Raw genomic sequence first — 13,740 nt, 5'->3', positions numbered from 1 at the left:
CTGCGATTTTTTTTGCCTGGCTTTTGACCTTTAATCATTCAGATCAATAGTGGTATCGGATTACGCTGCGCGCACATATTATCCCCGTCATATGAATTCATGACCTGTCGATCATTTTCGTGGAGCCTTTCGATGCCCGTTCAAGCCTTGTTCAAACCGTTCCACCTCGGTGCCCTCGAACTGCCGACCCGTGTGGTCATGGCGCCGATGACCCGCTCGTTCTCTCCCGGTGGCGTACCGAACTCAAAAGTCATCGAGTACTACCGTCGCCGTGCAGCAGCCGGGGTTGGCCTGATCATCACCGAGGGCACCACGGTTGGCCACATCGCCTCCAACGGTTATCCCAACGTCCCGCAGTTCTTCGGTGAAGCGCCATTGGCCGGCTGGAAAAAAGTCGTCGATGCGGTCCACGCCGAAGGTGGCAAGATCGTTCCGCAACTGTGGCATGTGGGCAGCGTGCGCCGCATTGGCACCGAGCCAGATGCCAGCGTGCCGGGCTACGGCCCGTCGGAAAAGCTAAAGGATGGTCAGGTCGTGGTGCACGGCATGACCAAACAAGACATTCAGGAGGTGATCGCCGCATTCGCCCAGGCAGCTAAAGATGCGCAAAGCATCGGCATGGACGGCGTCGAGATCCATGGCGCCCACGGGTACCTGATCGACCAGTTTTTCTGGGAAGGCAGCAACCAGCGCACTGACGAATACGGCGGCAGCCTGGCCAACCGTTCGCGTTTCGCCATCGAACTGATTCAAGCGGTGCGCGCCGCGGTCGGCGAAGGCTTCCCGATCATCTTCCGTTTTTCGCAGTGGAAGCAGCAGGATTACACCGCACGCCTGGTGCAAACACCGGAGACGCTGGGTGAATTCCTCAAGCCTTTGTCTGATGCGGGCGTGGATATTTTCCACTGCTCGACGCGGCGTTTCTGGGAGCGGGAATTCGACGGCTCCGACCTTAACCTGGCCGGCTGGACGCGCAAACTCACCGGCAGACCGACCATTACCGTTGGCAGCGTCGGTCTGGATGGCGAGTTCCTGCAGTTCATGGTCAATACCGACAAGATCGCGCAACCGGCCAGTCTGGAAAACCTGCTGGAGCGTTTGAACAAAGAAGAATTCGATCTGGTGGCGGTGGGCCGTGCGCTGCTGGTCGATCCGGACTGGGCGCAGAAGGTTCGCGAAGGGCGTGAGCAGGATATTTTGCCGTTCAGCCGTGAGGCGTTGATGACGCTGGTTTAAACGGCGCCTGTCAGGGCCTCATCGCCAGCAGGCTGGCTCCCACAGGGAATCGTGTTCACAACACAGCCCCCGTGTAGGAGCGAGCCTGCTCGCGAAAGCGGTATCTGCTTCGATGGACATCTAAGGTAGTGTCTGAGCCCCAGGCACCACCTGCTCCCCCAGACAAGCCCCGCGCAAATGTCCCTCAAACTGCTCGATGATTGCGCCCCAACCCTGGCGACTCGCATGCTGCCGCGCATTCAACCGCACACAGCGCAACCGCTCATCCTCCTCCAGCAACCACATCGCCGCCTCGCAAAACGCCTGCTCATCGCCGGGCATTGCCGAGACGCCGTTGTAACCATGGCGAATATGCTGCGCCGCGGCTGCCTGATCGTAAGCCACCACGCCAAGGCCGGAAGCCAGCGCTTCAAGTACCACGTTGCCGAATGTCTCGGTCAGGCTGGGAAATAGAAATACATCGCCTGACGCATAGTGCGCGGCCAGCGCTTCCCCGCGCTGTGCGCCGCAGAAAATCGCCTCGGGCAAATCCCTTTCCAGCGCCGCCCGTTGCGGTCCGTCGCCGACAATGATCAGTTTCAGATTGCGTTGTGGATAAGTTGCCTGGAGTTGTTCGAAGCAGCGTTTGAGCAGACCAAGGTTTTTCTCCGGCGCGAGTCGTCCTACGTGAATCACGGCAATGTCGCGCTCGGACAGTGCCCATTGCTCACGAAGTGCGTTCAGCCGTTTGCTCGGATGGAACAACTGGCTGTCGACGCCCCGCGACAGCAACGCCAAACGCTCGAAATGCCGTCGTTCCAGTTCCAGCCGCTGACTGACACTGGGCACCAGAGTCAACGCCGAGCGGTTGTGAAACCAGCGCAGATAATGTGTGAGCATCCGGGTCAGCAAACCGAGGCCGTACTGGCTGGTGTATTGCTGGAAATTAGTATGAAAGCCGCTGACCACCGCAATGCCCAGGCGCCGTGCCGCTCGCAGCGCCGACAAACCCAGCGGGCCTTCGGTGGCGATGTACAACACGTCCGGCCGCTGGCGCTTCCAGCGGCGCAGCAGTTTGTGCATCGACGACTGACCCCATTGCAGCCCCTGATATCCCGGCAATGGCCAGCCGCGACACAACAGCAACGCTTCGTCTTCACTGCGCTGCGGATCACTGGCCTGCCGCGGTCGCACCAGCTCGACCTGATGCCCGCGGGCGCGCAAGCCATCGCACAAACGGCCAAGGGTATTGGCCACGCCGTTGATTTCCGGTGGGAAGGTTTCGCTGATCAGGGTGATGTTTAGCGCTGTCGTCATGACCTCAGTGTCGGCTGAGGCCATGTCGAGGTTGTGACGTTCAGGTGATGGATTTGTGACGGGGTCAGCGTTGGGTCACAAGGTTTTCGGCGCCACGCTCACGCACCCAGAACAATGTCGCCCCGGCCACCGCCGCCGGCATCATCAGGATGTTGACCACCGGGATCAGCAGCACCAGATAAACGATCCCGCCAAAACTCATGCTCTGCCAGCGCTTTTCCCGCAGCCAGGCGAGCATTTCGTTCCAGCCCAGTTTGTGGTTGTCGGCAGGGTAGTCGATGTACTGGATCGCCATCATCCACACGCCGAACAGCAGCCATAGCGGTGCGGCGACGATGTTCACCACTGGAATGAACGACAGGATGAACAGGCCGATCGCTCGGGGCAGGAAGTAGCCGAGCTTGCGCATTTCCCGGGCGAAGGTGCGCGGGATCATTGCGATCAGTTCGCCCCAGCTGAAGGCCGGGAAGTCGTCGGTTCCGCGTACCACCACTTCGACTTTTTCAGCGAGAAAGCCGTTGAAGGGCGCGGCGATCACGTTGGCCAGCATGGTGAAAGTGAAAAACACCATCAGCGCCACGAGTACCACAAACAGCGGCCAGAGAATGTAGCTGAGAAAACTCAGCCACTCGGGCAACGAGGGCATCAGTGTGTCGACCCACAAGCTGAACTGATGGCCTGCCAGATAGATCAATCCGACGAACAGCATCAGGTTGATCGCCAGTGGCAGCAGCACAAACAGGCGCAGGCTGGGGCTGAGAACCAGTTTGAGGCCTTCGCGCAGGTATTGCGGGCCGGACAGAACAGGGGCGGGCATAAGGTGCTCCGAGCAAGGGAAAACGCGCCGACCTTACCGGCTTTGCCGTGACCGGGAAAGCGCGGCAAAGCGATCGACATTCACTGTAACAAAGACGTCCATCACATCAGCGCTTCGGCATAGAGACCACCTATGAGCTGGATTGTTAAACCGTATTTCCTTAATCTTGCCCCCCTCGATACGCTTCACCCAACTTTTTACAGGACTGTCGAGTTCAAACCTTCCCCAAGGTGTCCACGGTCCTTTTTTATTCCCGCCGGCAGTCCGGCGATCCGCGCCAGTGTTTCGGCCCGGTCAACAGGAGCAGGTCATGTCTGAAGTCCGTCATTCGCGAGTGATTATTCTCGGTTCCGGCCCTGCCGGTTACAGCGCTGCGGTCTACGCGGCCCGTGCCAACCTCAAGCCACTGCTGATCACCGGCATGCAGGCCGGCGGTCAACTGACCACCACCACCGAAGTCGACAACTGGCCGGGCGACGTCCATGGTCTGACTGGCCCGGTGCTGATGGAGCGCATGCGTGAGCACGCCGAGCGCTTTGAAACCGAGATCGTTTTCGATCACATCAACGCCGTCGACTTCGCTGCCAAGCCGTACACCCTGACCGGCGACAGCGCCGTCTACACCTGCGACGCGCTGATCATCGCCACCGGCGCCAGCGCTCGCTACCTGGGCCTGCCTTCGGAAGAAGCGTTCATGGGCAAAGGCGTGTCGGCCTGCGCGACCTGCGACGGTTTCTTCTACCGCAACAAGCCGGTCGCCGTGGTCGGCGGCGGCAACACTGCCGTTGAGGAAGCGCTGTACCTGGCCAACATCGCCAGCACCGTGACCCTGATCCACCGTCGCGAAACCTTCCGCGCCGAGAAGATCCTGATCGACAAGCTCAACGCCCGTGTGGCCGAAGGCAAGATCATCCTCAAGCTCAACGCCAACCTCGACGAAGTGCTGGGCGACAATATGGGCGTGACCGGTGCGCGTCTGCGCAACAACGACGGCAGCTTTGACGAGATCAAGGTCGACGGCGTGTTCATCGCGATTGGCCACACGCCGAACACTTCGCTGTTCGAAGGTCAGTTGACGTTGAAAGACGGTTATCTGGTCGTGCAGGGCGGCCGTGAAGGCAACGCAACCGCGACCAGCGTCGAAGGTATCTTCGCCGCCGGCGACGTGGCAGACCACGTTTACCGTCAGGCCATCACCTCGGCCGGCGCCGGCTGCATGGCGGCACTGGACACCGAGCGTTACCTGGACGGTCTGCAGAACGCTACGTTCTAAGATCGCAGGCACAAAAAAACCGGCCAGATTGGCCGGTTTTTTTATGCCCGTTATTCCTGCTCCACCGCAATTCATTGCAGGAGTGAGCCTGCTCGCGATAGCGGTGTACCAGTCAATACAGGAGTCGACTGATACACCGCTATCGCGAGCAGGCTCACTCCTGCAGGGAAGGCGTTGCGGCGGGAATCAGCGGCGGGTCAGCGGCTGGGCGGTGAATTTGACGCCGGCCAGGCCGTGCTTGATCAGCGCACGGATATTGCCGTGATCGCTGCCTTCAGGCGTCGCCAGCACCGAGCGGTAGTGCTCGCCAAACGCCAGCAGCGCTTCGTCATCGCTCAGGCCTTCCAGCAACGCCAGGCCCAGAGTCTTGCAGGAACCTTCGTTCTGCCCGGCGGCGTTTTCCACGCCGCCGTTGTTGAATGCCTGCGGCTGATAGTCGTAAGCGGCGGCAATCAACGCCAGGGTGTCAGCGAAGGCATGTTCGCCGCTGTCGAGGCTGGCGCGCAGGGTGTTCAGATCAGTCATGGGTCTTTCCTTTGGCAAACGCGGCTTGCTGCTCGGCGCTGGCTTCTTGCTGATATTGGGCTTTCCACTCGGCGTACGGCATGCCGTAAACCACTTCGCGGGCATCGTCGAGGCTGACCTCGATCTGGCGCTCGTCGGCTTCGGCCTTGTACCACTTCGAGAGGCAATTGCGGCAGAATCCGGCGAGGTTCATCAGATCGATGTTCTGCACATCCTTGCGGCTGTCCAGATGGGCGACCAGCCGACGAAAAGCGGCGGCTTCGAGTTCGAGGCGTTGTTGATCAGTCATGGGGGTCTCTGCGAGACAGCTTTGAGCGGCAAGCTTGAAGCTGCAAGATGGGTCGGGTTGGCCGTTAGCTTAACGCTTGAAGCTTGAAGCTTGAAGCTTGAAGCTCAGCGGCTTGCCGCAAGCGTTATTGACACCGATTCGGCAAAGCGCAGCGCATGGGGCTTGTCGACTTCGACTTCGGCGTACAGCACCGATTCATTGGTCATCACCAGATCCAGCAATTCCTGGGTCAGGCGTTCGAGCAGGGCAAAGCGGTTGCCTTCGACATGGGCGATGATCGCCTTGGTGATCGTGCGGTAATTCAGCGCGTGGTCGATGTCGTTGTCACGTACCGCTTCCTGCGCGGCATACAGGATGGTCAGGTTGATCAGCACATCCTGCTTGTTGAGGATTTCGTCCTCGTTGATCCCGATAAAGGTGCGCAAGCGCAAATCCTTGACCCGGATGCGCGCCATTCCCGGTTGAAGTTGTGGCATTTACTTGCTCCGTCCAATCAATTGCAGAAACTCCTGGCGGGTGGTGTTCGAATCGCGGAACGCGCCGAGCATGACCGAGGTGTTCATTGTCGAGTTCTGTTTCTCGACACCGCGCATCATCATGCACATGTGTCTGGCCTCAATGACCACGGCAACGCCAGCGGCACCGGTGACCTGTTGCACCGCATCGGCGATTTGCCGGGTGAGGTTTTCCTGAATCTGCAGGCGCCGGGCGAACATGTCCACCAATCGCGCGACCTTCGACAAACCCAGCACCTTGCCCGTCGGAATATAAGCCACATGAGCCTTGCCAATGAAGGGCAGCAGGTGATGTTCGCACAACGAATACAACTCGATGTCGGCGACGATGATCATTTCGTCCGTGTCGGACGCAAACAGCGCGCCATTGACGATTTCCTCGACGCTTTGCGCGTAACCATGACACAGGTATTGCATGGCCTTGGCCGCGCGCACCGGGGTGTCGAGCAAGCCTTCGCGATCGGGGTTTTCACCGAGCCCGAGGAGGATTTCACGGTAATTCTCAGGCAGTGAGCGGGTCATGGAAATCCTCGCGATCCGGCTTATTTAAGGTGCCGTCCGCCGTTGACGGTCAGGGTCGTACCGGTGACATAGGGGTTGTCGAGCAGATAGCGCAGGCTCTGGTAGATCACTTCGCTGCCGGGCTCGATGCCCAGCGCCGATTTGGCCAGCGCCTTGGCGCGGTACGCCGCGTTGTCGTCGGGATTGAACAATAGCAGGGCCGGGGCGATGCCGTTGACCTTGATGGCCGGCGCATAGCGCGCCGCGAAAGACAGGGTCAGGCTGTCGAGCCCGGCTTTGCTCGCGCAGTAACCAATGTGCTTGCTGCTGCCTTCGCGGGTGACATCGTCGCTGATGTGGACAATGTCGGCGGGCGTTGAGCGTTGCAGCAGATAGGCGCAGTGCAGATTGATCAGATACGGCGCGAGCATGTGCAGATTGATCGTGCGTGTGAAAGCTTCGGTCTCGCTGCCAGGCGTTTCGGCGAGCCATTCGGAGGCGTTGTGCACGATCGCGCGCAGGCTGTCGGTATGGCTTTTCAGTTCGCCGATGAACGCCAGAATCCCGGCCTCAGTGGCGAAATCCGCAAACAGGCCGATGGCGCCCAGATCGCGCAAGGTCTGTACGCCGGGGCGTTCAGTGCGGTAGGTGAAAATGACCCGATGACCGTCTTCAAGCAAACGCTGCGCGCAATGCAGACCGACACGTTGTGCGGCGCCAGTGATGAGAATCGGGGCGGCGGAATCAGGCATGAACGGCTCGCAACGCTGGGAAAGCAAAAACTATAACAGCGAGCGCAGCCGCACACCTATTACCGCAAAGACCAAGACCTGTGAGCGAGCAGGCTCGCTCTCACAAAAGAATCAGTGATGTTGCGTAGAGGGTGTCGCCGGCAACCGTCGCGCCGGCGTGCTGTTCAACCAGTTCGCCAGCAAACGCGTCGACAGCGGAATGAACAGGTACACCATCAATGGCGTCAGGCACGCGGTGCTGATCAGCACCCGTGGCAGCAAGCTAACTTCGCCCAGCAGTGGGCCAAGCAAAAAGTTGAAAATCAGTGACACCGGGAAAAACGCCAGCCAGATCGCCACGGCCTGCTTCCAGCGCGGCGGACGTTGTCCTGCAGTGCCGAACCAGCCTTCGATACCGCTGACCCGATGTTCCTTGGGGTGGGCGAACAGCTCGCTGCCACGGCTCAGCCACGCGGTACGCGATGCCGAATGTTCCCAGGCGTGCAGGGTTTGCTCATCGACAAAGCGGAAGATGATCTGGAACTCATTATCGCCGGGCGGCGGAGCAAGTACGCCGGAACCCAGGTAACCGGGAAAATCCGTGGCCAGTTGCTCGCCTTCGCGCAGCCAGACCATCAGGTCCTGATAACGGCCGTCGGCGACGCGACGGGCAACCATCAGCGTGACGGGGGAAGTAGACATTTTGTATCTCCATATTTCAATTGCGTCGCTCCGGGTAGGAGGTTCGCCTGACGCAGCGCCGGGGTAGAGGGCTGCGCTTTTCATCAAGCGAGGATTATTCCGGTTTTTCCCGATTAAACCAGCAACATTCGTCGCATTTGCCTACTTGAACGCGATCGGCGGATAAGCGTTAGAATGGGATCCAAATTTCTGACATGGAAGTTAAGTGTTCTATGCCTGTGATCACGGACGCAAACCCTGCTTCGCAGGTATCAGAGGCGCTGCAACGCGCCGAGCTGTTCCCCATTCGTGAAGTCGCCCGGCTCACTGGCGTGAACCCGGTAACCTTGCGCGCCTGGGAACGGCGCTATGGCTTGATCCAGCCGACACGCACCGAAAGCGGGCATCGGCTCTACTCGATGAGCGAAATCGAGCGTGTACGCAGCATCGTCGACTGGATCGATCGCGGCGTCGCGGTCAGCAAGGTCGGCAAGATTCTCGCCAAGACCGAACCGCTGAAAGCCCTGGCGCATATCATTCCTGACGATCTGGTTCAGGCTGATTACCGGCAATGGCAGGAACAGATCCAGCAGGCAGTCAGTGCATTCGATGACCAGCAACTGGATCGGGTCTATGGGCAGATCTTCTCTTCTTATGCCTTGGCGGTGGCGTTCCAGGACATCCTGATGCCGTTGTGGCGGCACATGCTGCAACGTCAGGACGCGTTCGGGCAAACCAGCGAGTGGCTGTTCTACGACGGATTCCTGCGCGCGCGGGTGCTGCAACGGATTGTCATGCTGCGCGGCGCGCAACCGCGGCGGGTGATCGTCAGCGCGCTGGCCGGGCAATGCCGTGAGCTGGAACTGCTGGTGGCGGCGCTGTTTCTCAGCGGCAACAATTCCGGGGTTCGGGTGTTGACCACCGGCCAGCCGTTCGATGAACTGACGCTGGTCTGCGAAAAGGTCAGACCCGATGCGCTGGTGCTGTTTTCCAACCATGCGCCCACCACCGATTTGCCGCGGCGTCTGAATCGCCTGGCGTTGGGTCTTGATTGCCAATTGATGCTGGCCGGGGATGCAGCGGATCTGGCGGAGGACAGTCTGGCCGGATCTTCGGTTGCCTGTCTGGGTAATGAAGGCACGAACATGCGTCAACGCATGATGCAATTTCTAGCGGGAAATCTGGATACCTGATCAGGTATGCAGGGCAGGGTGAGTCAGGCGATGTTGCTGCAGAATGAACTGGCGCAGACGTTCGGTTTCGTCGCTGTCGGTCTGACTCAGTTCATAGGCATAAAAACCGTTTTCGGTTTCCCGTTCGAAATGCCCGCGCAGTGAAATCCGCTCGTATCCGGAAGGGCTGAACCACAACGCGAAATGCTTGGGTGGCTTGGTCTTGTTGCGCACTTCCAGCAACACACCTTTGTGCGACACCTCGTGTACCCACAACGTCCCCGGCTGTCCTTTGGCGTTTTCCAGCGCTACCGGCTCTTCCAGCACCAGTCGCCATGGCCTTACCGATGGGCCGTCTTCGTAGATGCTCGGGACGCCGAGGCGCAGATGCAGCGCGTGGAATTCGTCTTCGACCAGATGCAACGGGAAGGTCATTTGCTGGTTTTCGAAGTTGGCCTGGATGGTCACTTGCTCATGAGCGGCCAGCCGCGTGAGCAGATCGCGGATCTGCGAACCGCCGTTAACCAGCAGACTCGACGTTGCATCCCGCACGTTCAGTTGCGGGTTGTGCTGCATCTTCTGGATGAAATCCAGCTCATCCTGAGTGAGAAGGGCGTCGCGCTGCATGGCTAACTCGAAAGATATAATTACAAAGTCATTGGTGATTGTAGTTAATGACCATCGGTTCGCGGTTTTGTTTTAACCGTTGGTCGCTTTCAAAGCATTCAGTTCCGCCTGCAAGGCGGCAACCTGGGCTTCCAGTTGCGCCACGCGTTGCTGAGCCTTGACCTGGACGGTCACGTCTTTCTGCACACCGACGAAGTAGGTCTGGCCATCGTCGGCATTCTTCACTGTCGATAGCGACAGTTCGTTCCAGAATGGCGTGCCGTCCTTGCGATAGTTACGCAGGATCTCCCGACACGATCCACCGTCCCGCAGAACGTCACGAATCAGACTCAGACTCTCCTGGTCACGGTCACCAGCCTGGAGAAAGCGGCAGTCCTGATAGAGAATCTCTTCGCTGGTATAGCCGGTCAGACGTTCGAACGCCGGATTGACGTAAATGAGAATGTTGTCCTGCTCGCCTTCCTTTTCCGCTACGACGATTCCATCGTTGGAAGCGTTGATCACCATTTGCAGCAGACTGGCATTGATCATCCCTGAATTCCTTATAATTAGTTGGCGTTTGGCATTCTAGAAGAACCTTGGCGGCTGTCTACTGGCCATTAACGCCAGTTGAGATTCAATCGCAGCCTTGCGCGACGGACTGTTACTATCGCCGACCTCATTTTCAGTTTTCAGGATCAGATTGATGAAAGTCGCCATCCTCTCCGGTTCGGTCTACGGCACCGCCGAAGAAGTCGCCCGTCACGCCCAGAACCTGTTGAAAGCCGCCGGTTTTGAAACCTTCTATAACTCGCGCGCCACGCTTGCTGACATTGAGACATTCGGCCCGCAAGCATTTCTTGCCGTCACCTCGACCACCGGCATGGGCGAGCTGCCGGAAAACCTGCAACCGCTATATTCGACCCTTCGTGACCAGTTGCCGGCAGCCTGGCGCGGGTTGCCGGGCGCTGTGATCGCGTTGGGCGACGCCAGTTACGGCGATACGTTCTGCGGCGGCGGGGAACAGATGCGTGAGTTGTTTGCTGAGCTGGGCGTAAACGAGGTGCAAGAAATGTTACGGATCGACGCCAGCGAAAGCGTCACCCCGGAATCCGATGCCGAGCCGTGGCTGGCGCAGTTCATCGAAGCGCTCAAGGGCTGAGCGGATCCTGACAGCTTGCATGGCTGACTCGATCAGTCATCAAGCTGGCTGCCAATGCAACTACGCGAACACCTGCGTCTGACTAGACTGCGCATACGTGCAGAACAACAAGAACGCAGAGGTGCATACAGTGAGCGTAGCCCCCGTCCCATCGTCCCTTGATGTCAAAAGCCAGGTCAGCGCCGCCGAATGGCAGGCCCGTGTCGACCTTGCCGCCTGCTATCGGCTGGTTGCAATGCATGGCTGGGACGACCTGATCTTCACGCACATCTCCGCCAAAGTCCCCGGCACCGAAGACTTCCTGATCAACCCGTTCGGACTGATGTTTCATGAGATTACGGCCTCGAGCCTGGTGAAAGTCGACCAGGCCGGCAACAAACTCATGGCCAGCCCCTACGAAATCAATCCGGCCGGTTACACCATCCACAGCGCAGTGCATGAAGTGCGCCACGATGTGGTGTGTGTGCTGCACACCCACACCGCTTCCGGTGTCGCGGTGTCCGCGCAAAAGCAGGGCGTGTTACCGATCAGCCAGCAATCGCTGTTCGTGCTGTCGAGCCTGGCTTATCACGCCTACGAAGGCGTGGCGCTGAATCACGAAGAGAAGGCGCGCTTGCAGGCCGATCTCGGTGACAGCAATTTCCTCATGTTGCACAACCACGGCCTGCTGACCTGCGGCGGCACCATTGCCGATACCTTTCTGATGATGTTCACCTTCCAGCGTGCCTGCGATATTCAGGTGATGGCGCAAACCGGCGGCGCTGAACTGATCGCCATCGAGCCGCAGATTCTGGCGGGTGCCAAAGCGATGATCGTCGGCGTTACCAAAAGCGCCCAAGGCATGGGCGGCGCGCTGGCCTGGCCGGCGCTGCTGCGCAAACTCGATCAACAAGACCCCGGATATAAACTCTGATGCCACTCGCCGAGATCCCTCTGTGTATCTGGCGCAAGCGCAGCCGGACCTTTGTTTTTCGCGGTCAGCCGATTCGCTACTGGACAGCGGGGCAGGGTGAGCCGTTGTTGCTGATCCACGGTTTCCCGACCGCCAGTTGGGACTGGCATTACCTCTGGCAGCCATTGGCCCAGCGCTATCGTGTGATCGCCTGCGACATGCTCGGTTTCGGCGATTCGGCAAAACCGCTCAAGCACACCTACAGCCTGCTGGAACAGGCCGATCTGCAGCAGGCGTTGCTCGCGCATGTGCAGGCTGAACAACCGCTGCACATTTTTGCCCATGACTACGGCGACAGCGTTGCCCAGGAATTGCTGGCGCGGCATTACGAAGGGCGCATCGACGTCGCCAGTTGCGTGTTCCTCAATGGCGGTTTGTTCCCCGAAACCCATCGTCCGGTGTTCATGCAGAAACTGCTGCTCAGCCCGCTGGGCTGGATGATCGGCCGCGCGTTCAGCCGTGATGCGCTGGTTAAAAGTTTTCGGCAGATTTTCGGCCCGAAGACCGGCCCGAGCGAAAGTGAACTGGATGATTTCTGGAGCTTGGTCGAGAGCAATCACGGGCCACGGATCATGCACAAACTGATCAACTACATTCCCGAACGACGGGTGCAGCGTGATCGCTGGGTCACTGCGATGCAGCGCGACGAGATTCCGTTACGGGTGATCGATGGTGAGTTCGATCCGATTTCCGGAGCACACATGGTCGCGCGTTACCGCGAACTGATTCCGAATGCCGACACCGTGCTGTTGCCGGGGATTGGTCATTACCCGCAGACCGAAGCGCCGGTGCAGGTGCTCAAGCATTACCTGGAATTTCGCGAGCGTCTGGTACTGCCGCCGCGCAAGGTCGCGTATTCCTGATCGGGCCGGGAGGCATGCAGCCTCTCGCTGGCCCAAGGCCTTTCATCATCCCCCAGCCTTATCGCGCACCATTCAGCCGCAGTCGTATTCGTTGTGACCCAAAGCGCTGTGCCTGACACTCCCGGTCAATGTTCCATTGGCCTGTTGGAGTTGCCGCGATGAATGAGTCTGTGCGTTTCGAAGATAAAGTCGTAATCGTCACCGGGGCCGGTGGTGGCCTGGGACGCGCTCACGCATTGCTGTTCGCCAGGCAGGGCGCGAAAGTGCTGGTCAACGATCTGGGCGGCTCGACACAAGGCGAGGGCGCCAATGCCTCCGCCGCTGATCGTGTCGTCGCGGAGATCCGCGCGGCCGGCGGCATCGCCGAAGCCAACCACGACTCGGTCACCGATGGCGACAAACTGGTGCAGAACGCCCTCGATGCCTTTGGCCGCGTCGATGTGGTGGTCAACAACGCCGGTATCCTGCGCGACAAGACCTTTCACAAGATGGACGACGCCGACTGGGACCTGGTTTACCGCGTTCACGTCGAAGGCGCCTATAAAGTTACCCGCGCTGCGTGGCCCCACTTGCGCGAGCAAAACTACGGCCGCGTGATCTTCACCGCCTCGACGTCCGGCATCTACGGCAACTTCGGCCAATCCAACTACGGCATGGCCAAACTGGGTCTCTATGGTTTGACCCGCACCCTGGCCATTGAAGGGCGCAAGACCAACATCCTCGTCAACGCGATCGCCCCGACCGGCGGCACGCGCATGACCGAAGGCCTGATCCCTCCGCAAGTCTTCGAGCAACTCAAACCGGAACTGGTCAGCCCGTTGGTGGTGTACCTGGCCAGCGAGCAATGCCAGGAAACCTCCGGGTTGTTCGAGGTCGGTGGCGGCTGGATGGGCAAGGTGCGCTGGGAGCGCAGCCTCGGTGCCGGGTTTGATCCGCGGGTAGGGTTTTCACCGGAAGATGTGGCAGCGCACTGGCAGCAGATCTGCGATTTCGAAGGGGCGGCGCATCCGCAGGACAATATTGAAGCGTTGAAAGAGATGATGGCGAATTTGCAGAAGTATTCTCTGTAAGACGGAGGATGAATCGCGGATGGAATAGGTAATAAGGCCGCCAAGCTTGCG

General features: G+C 59.3%; 17 protein-coding genes. 7 read left to right on the top strand and 10 right to left on the bottom strand.

All coding sequences use genetic code 11. From position 1 onward, the window contains the following. The first annotated feature begins 132 nt into the window (after window positions 1-132). On the top strand, window positions 133-1,236 hold the full coding sequence (locus tag BLU24_RS24115) for an NADH:flavin oxidoreductase (protein ID WP_093104638.1): 1,104 nt from the start codon (window positions 133-135) through the stop codon (window positions 1,234-1,236). Between the two features lie 120 nt (window positions 1,237-1,356). On the opposite strand, the gene BLU24_RS24110 is transcribed toward BLU24_RS24115, so the two are convergent. Together BLU24_RS24110 and cysZ are read right to left on the bottom strand one after the other, a co-directional pair. Next, a complete protein-coding gene (locus BLU24_RS24110) occupies window positions 1,357-2,556 on the bottom strand; it encodes a glycosyltransferase family 4 protein (protein WP_093104637.1) in 1,200 nt (399 codons plus the stop codon). A gap of 40 nt (window positions 2,557-2,596) precedes the next feature. Beyond that, window positions 2,597-3,349 carry a sulfate transporter CysZ gene (cysZ, locus tag BLU24_RS24105; RefSeq protein ID WP_093104636.1) on the bottom strand — a complete coding sequence of 251 codons (753 nt, stop codon included), beginning with the start codon at window positions 3,347-3,349 and terminating at the stop codon, window positions 2,597-2,599. Between the two features lie 310 nt (window positions 3,350-3,659). Between cysZ and trxB the strand changes: the two genes are divergently transcribed. Further along, the gene (gene trxB, locus BLU24_RS24095) at window positions 3,660-4,622 is read left to right on the top strand and encodes a thioredoxin-disulfide reductase (RefSeq protein WP_016771656.1); all 963 of its coding nucleotides are present in this window, start codon (window positions 3,660-3,662) and stop codon (window positions 4,620-4,622) included. Between the two features lie 186 nt (window positions 4,623-4,808). Here trxB and BLU24_RS24090 read toward each other — a convergent pair whose 3' ends face one another. The 6 genes from BLU24_RS24090 to BLU24_RS24065 all read right to left on the bottom strand — a co-directional run bounded on the left by BLU24_RS24090 (window position 4,809) and on the right by BLU24_RS24065 (window position 7,885). Beyond that, complete coding sequence (locus BLU24_RS24090) at window positions 4,809-5,147, bottom strand: HopJ type III effector protein (protein ID WP_093104635.1); 339 nt, start codon at window positions 5,145-5,147, stop codon at window positions 4,809-4,811. Further along, complete coding sequence (locus tag BLU24_RS24085; RefSeq protein WP_032857713.1) at window positions 5,140-5,436, bottom strand: DUF1244 domain-containing protein; 297 nt, start codon at window positions 5,434-5,436, stop codon at window positions 5,140-5,142. Before BLU24_RS24085 ends, BLU24_RS24090 begins: the two co-directional genes overlap by 8 nt. 104 nt (window positions 5,437-5,540) lie before the next feature. Continuing rightward, the gene (folX, locus tag BLU24_RS24080) at window positions 5,541-5,912 is read right to left on the bottom strand and encodes a dihydroneopterin triphosphate 2'-epimerase (protein WP_090281808.1); all 372 of its coding nucleotides are present in this window, start codon (window positions 5,910-5,912) and stop codon (window positions 5,541-5,543) included. After that, window positions 5,913-6,473, bottom strand: coding sequence for a GTP cyclohydrolase I FolE (gene folE / locus BLU24_RS24075; RefSeq protein WP_090281809.1), 561 nt, complete (start codon window positions 6,471-6,473; stop codon window positions 5,913-5,915). It lies immediately after the preceding gene. A gap of 20 nt (window positions 6,474-6,493) precedes the next feature. Beyond that, entirely contained in the window at window positions 6,494-7,204 is a 711-nt protein-coding gene (gene folM, locus BLU24_RS24070) for a dihydromonapterin reductase (protein WP_093104633.1), read from the bottom strand. 111 nt (window positions 7,205-7,315) lie between these two features. Beyond that, complete coding sequence (locus tag BLU24_RS24065; RefSeq protein ID WP_093104631.1) at window positions 7,316-7,885, bottom strand: antibiotic biosynthesis monooxygenase; 570 nt, start codon at window positions 7,883-7,885, stop codon at window positions 7,316-7,318. 212 nt (window positions 7,886-8,097) lie between these two features. Here BLU24_RS24065 and BLU24_RS24060 point away from each other — a divergent pair, with 212 nt between their 5' ends. Continuing rightward, entirely contained in the window at window positions 8,098-9,057 is a 960-nt protein-coding gene (locus tag BLU24_RS24060) for a MerR family transcriptional regulator (RefSeq protein WP_090281812.1), read from the top strand. On the opposite strand, the gene BLU24_RS24055 is transcribed toward BLU24_RS24060, so the two are convergent. Then, window positions 9,058-9,663, bottom strand: coding sequence for a hypothetical protein (locus BLU24_RS24055; RefSeq protein ID WP_093104630.1), 606 nt, complete (start codon window positions 9,661-9,663; stop codon window positions 9,058-9,060). It abuts the gene before it with no gap. A gap of 72 nt (window positions 9,664-9,735) precedes the next feature. Continuing rightward, window positions 9,736-10,194: a PAS domain-containing protein gene (locus BLU24_RS24050; RefSeq protein ID WP_093104629.1), complete on the bottom strand. Its 459-nt coding sequence runs from the start codon at window positions 10,192-10,194 to the stop codon at window positions 9,736-9,738. Window positions 10,195-10,348: 154 nt separating this feature from the next. Between BLU24_RS24050 and BLU24_RS24045 the strand changes: the two genes are divergently transcribed. The 4 genes from BLU24_RS24045 to BLU24_RS24030 all read left to right on the top strand — a co-directional run bounded on the left by BLU24_RS24045 (window position 10,349) and on the right by BLU24_RS24030 (window position 13,689). Beyond that, window positions 10,349-10,804, top strand: coding sequence for a flavodoxin (locus tag BLU24_RS24045; RefSeq protein ID WP_093104626.1), 456 nt, complete (start codon window positions 10,349-10,351; stop codon window positions 10,802-10,804). A 130-nt stretch (window positions 10,805-10,934) separates the two neighbouring features. Beyond that, window positions 10,935-11,717 (top strand): class II aldolase/adducin family protein, encoded by a 783-nt coding sequence (locus BLU24_RS24040; protein WP_093106934.1) that lies wholly within the window; start codon window positions 10,935-10,937, stop codon window positions 11,715-11,717. Beyond that, the gene (locus tag BLU24_RS24035) at window positions 11,717-12,619 is read left to right on the top strand and encodes an alpha/beta fold hydrolase (RefSeq protein ID WP_093104624.1); all 903 of its coding nucleotides are present in this window, start codon (window positions 11,717-11,719) and stop codon (window positions 12,617-12,619) included. Before BLU24_RS24040 ends, BLU24_RS24035 begins: the two co-directional genes overlap by 1 nt. A gap of 158 nt (window positions 12,620-12,777) precedes the next feature. After that, on the top strand, window positions 12,778-13,689 hold the full coding sequence (locus BLU24_RS24030; RefSeq protein ID WP_093104623.1) for an SDR family oxidoreductase: 912 nt from the start codon (window positions 12,778-12,780) through the stop codon (window positions 13,687-13,689). Window positions 13,690-13,740: the final 51 nt, after the last annotated feature.

This window comes from Pseudomonas sp. Z003-0.4C(8344-21) (assembly GCF_900104975.1).
GTDB lineage: Bacteria > Pseudomonadota > Gammaproteobacteria > Pseudomonadales > Pseudomonadaceae > Aquipseudomonas > Aquipseudomonas granadensis.
This window is presented reverse-complemented; position numbering and strand designations above follow the sequence as displayed.

Bases quoted from the DNA above. Each gene is read 5' to 3' on its own strand.
- BLU24_RS24115 (WP_093104638.1), top strand. From the start codon at position 133: ATGCCCGTTCAAGCCTTGTTCAAACCGTTCCACCTCGGTGCCCTCGAA.
- BLU24_RS24110 (WP_093104637.1), bottom strand. From the start codon at position 2,556: ATGGCCTCAGCCGACACTGAGGTCATGACGACAGCGCTAAACATCACC.
- cysZ (WP_093104636.1), bottom strand. From the start codon at position 3,349: ATGCCCGCCCCTGTTCTGTCCGGCCCGCAATACCTGCGCGAAGGCCTC.
- trxB (WP_016771656.1), top strand. From the start codon at position 3,660: ATGTCTGAAGTCCGTCATTCGCGAGTGATTATTCTCGGTTCCGGCCCT.
- BLU24_RS24090 (WP_093104635.1), bottom strand. From the start codon at position 5,147: ATGACTGATCTGAACACCCTGCGCGCCAGCCTCGACAGCGGCGAACAT.
- BLU24_RS24085 (WP_032857713.1), bottom strand. From the start codon at position 5,436: ATGACTGATCAACAACGCCTCGAACTCGAAGCCGCCGCTTTTCGTCGG.
- folX (WP_090281808.1), bottom strand. From the start codon at position 5,912: ATGCCACAACTTCAACCGGGAATGGCGCGCATCCGGGTCAAGGATTTG.
- folE (WP_090281809.1), bottom strand. From the start codon at position 6,473: ATGACCCGCTCACTGCCTGAGAATTACCGTGAAATCCTCCTCGGGCTC.
- folM (WP_093104633.1), bottom strand. From the start codon at position 7,204: ATGCCTGATTCCGCCGCCCCGATTCTCATCACTGGCGCCGCACAACGT.
- BLU24_RS24065 (WP_093104631.1), bottom strand. From the start codon at position 7,885: ATGTCTACTTCCCCCGTCACGCTGATGGTTGCCCGTCGCGTCGCCGAC.
- BLU24_RS24060 (WP_090281812.1), top strand. From the start codon at position 8,098: ATGCCTGTGATCACGGACGCAAACCCTGCTTCGCAGGTATCAGAGGCG.
- BLU24_RS24055 (WP_093104630.1), bottom strand. From the start codon at position 9,663: ATGCAGCGCGACGCCCTTCTCACTCAGGATGAGCTGGATTTCATCCAG.
- BLU24_RS24050 (WP_093104629.1), bottom strand. From the start codon at position 10,194: ATGATCAATGCCAGTCTGCTGCAAATGGTGATCAACGCTTCCAACGAT.
- BLU24_RS24045 (WP_093104626.1), top strand. From the start codon at position 10,349: ATGAAAGTCGCCATCCTCTCCGGTTCGGTCTACGGCACCGCCGAAGAA.
- BLU24_RS24035 (WP_093104624.1), top strand. From the start codon at position 11,717: ATGCCACTCGCCGAGATCCCTCTGTGTATCTGGCGCAAGCGCAGCCGG.
- BLU24_RS24030 (WP_093104623.1), top strand. From the start codon at position 12,778: ATGAATGAGTCTGTGCGTTTCGAAGATAAAGTCGTAATCGTCACCGGG.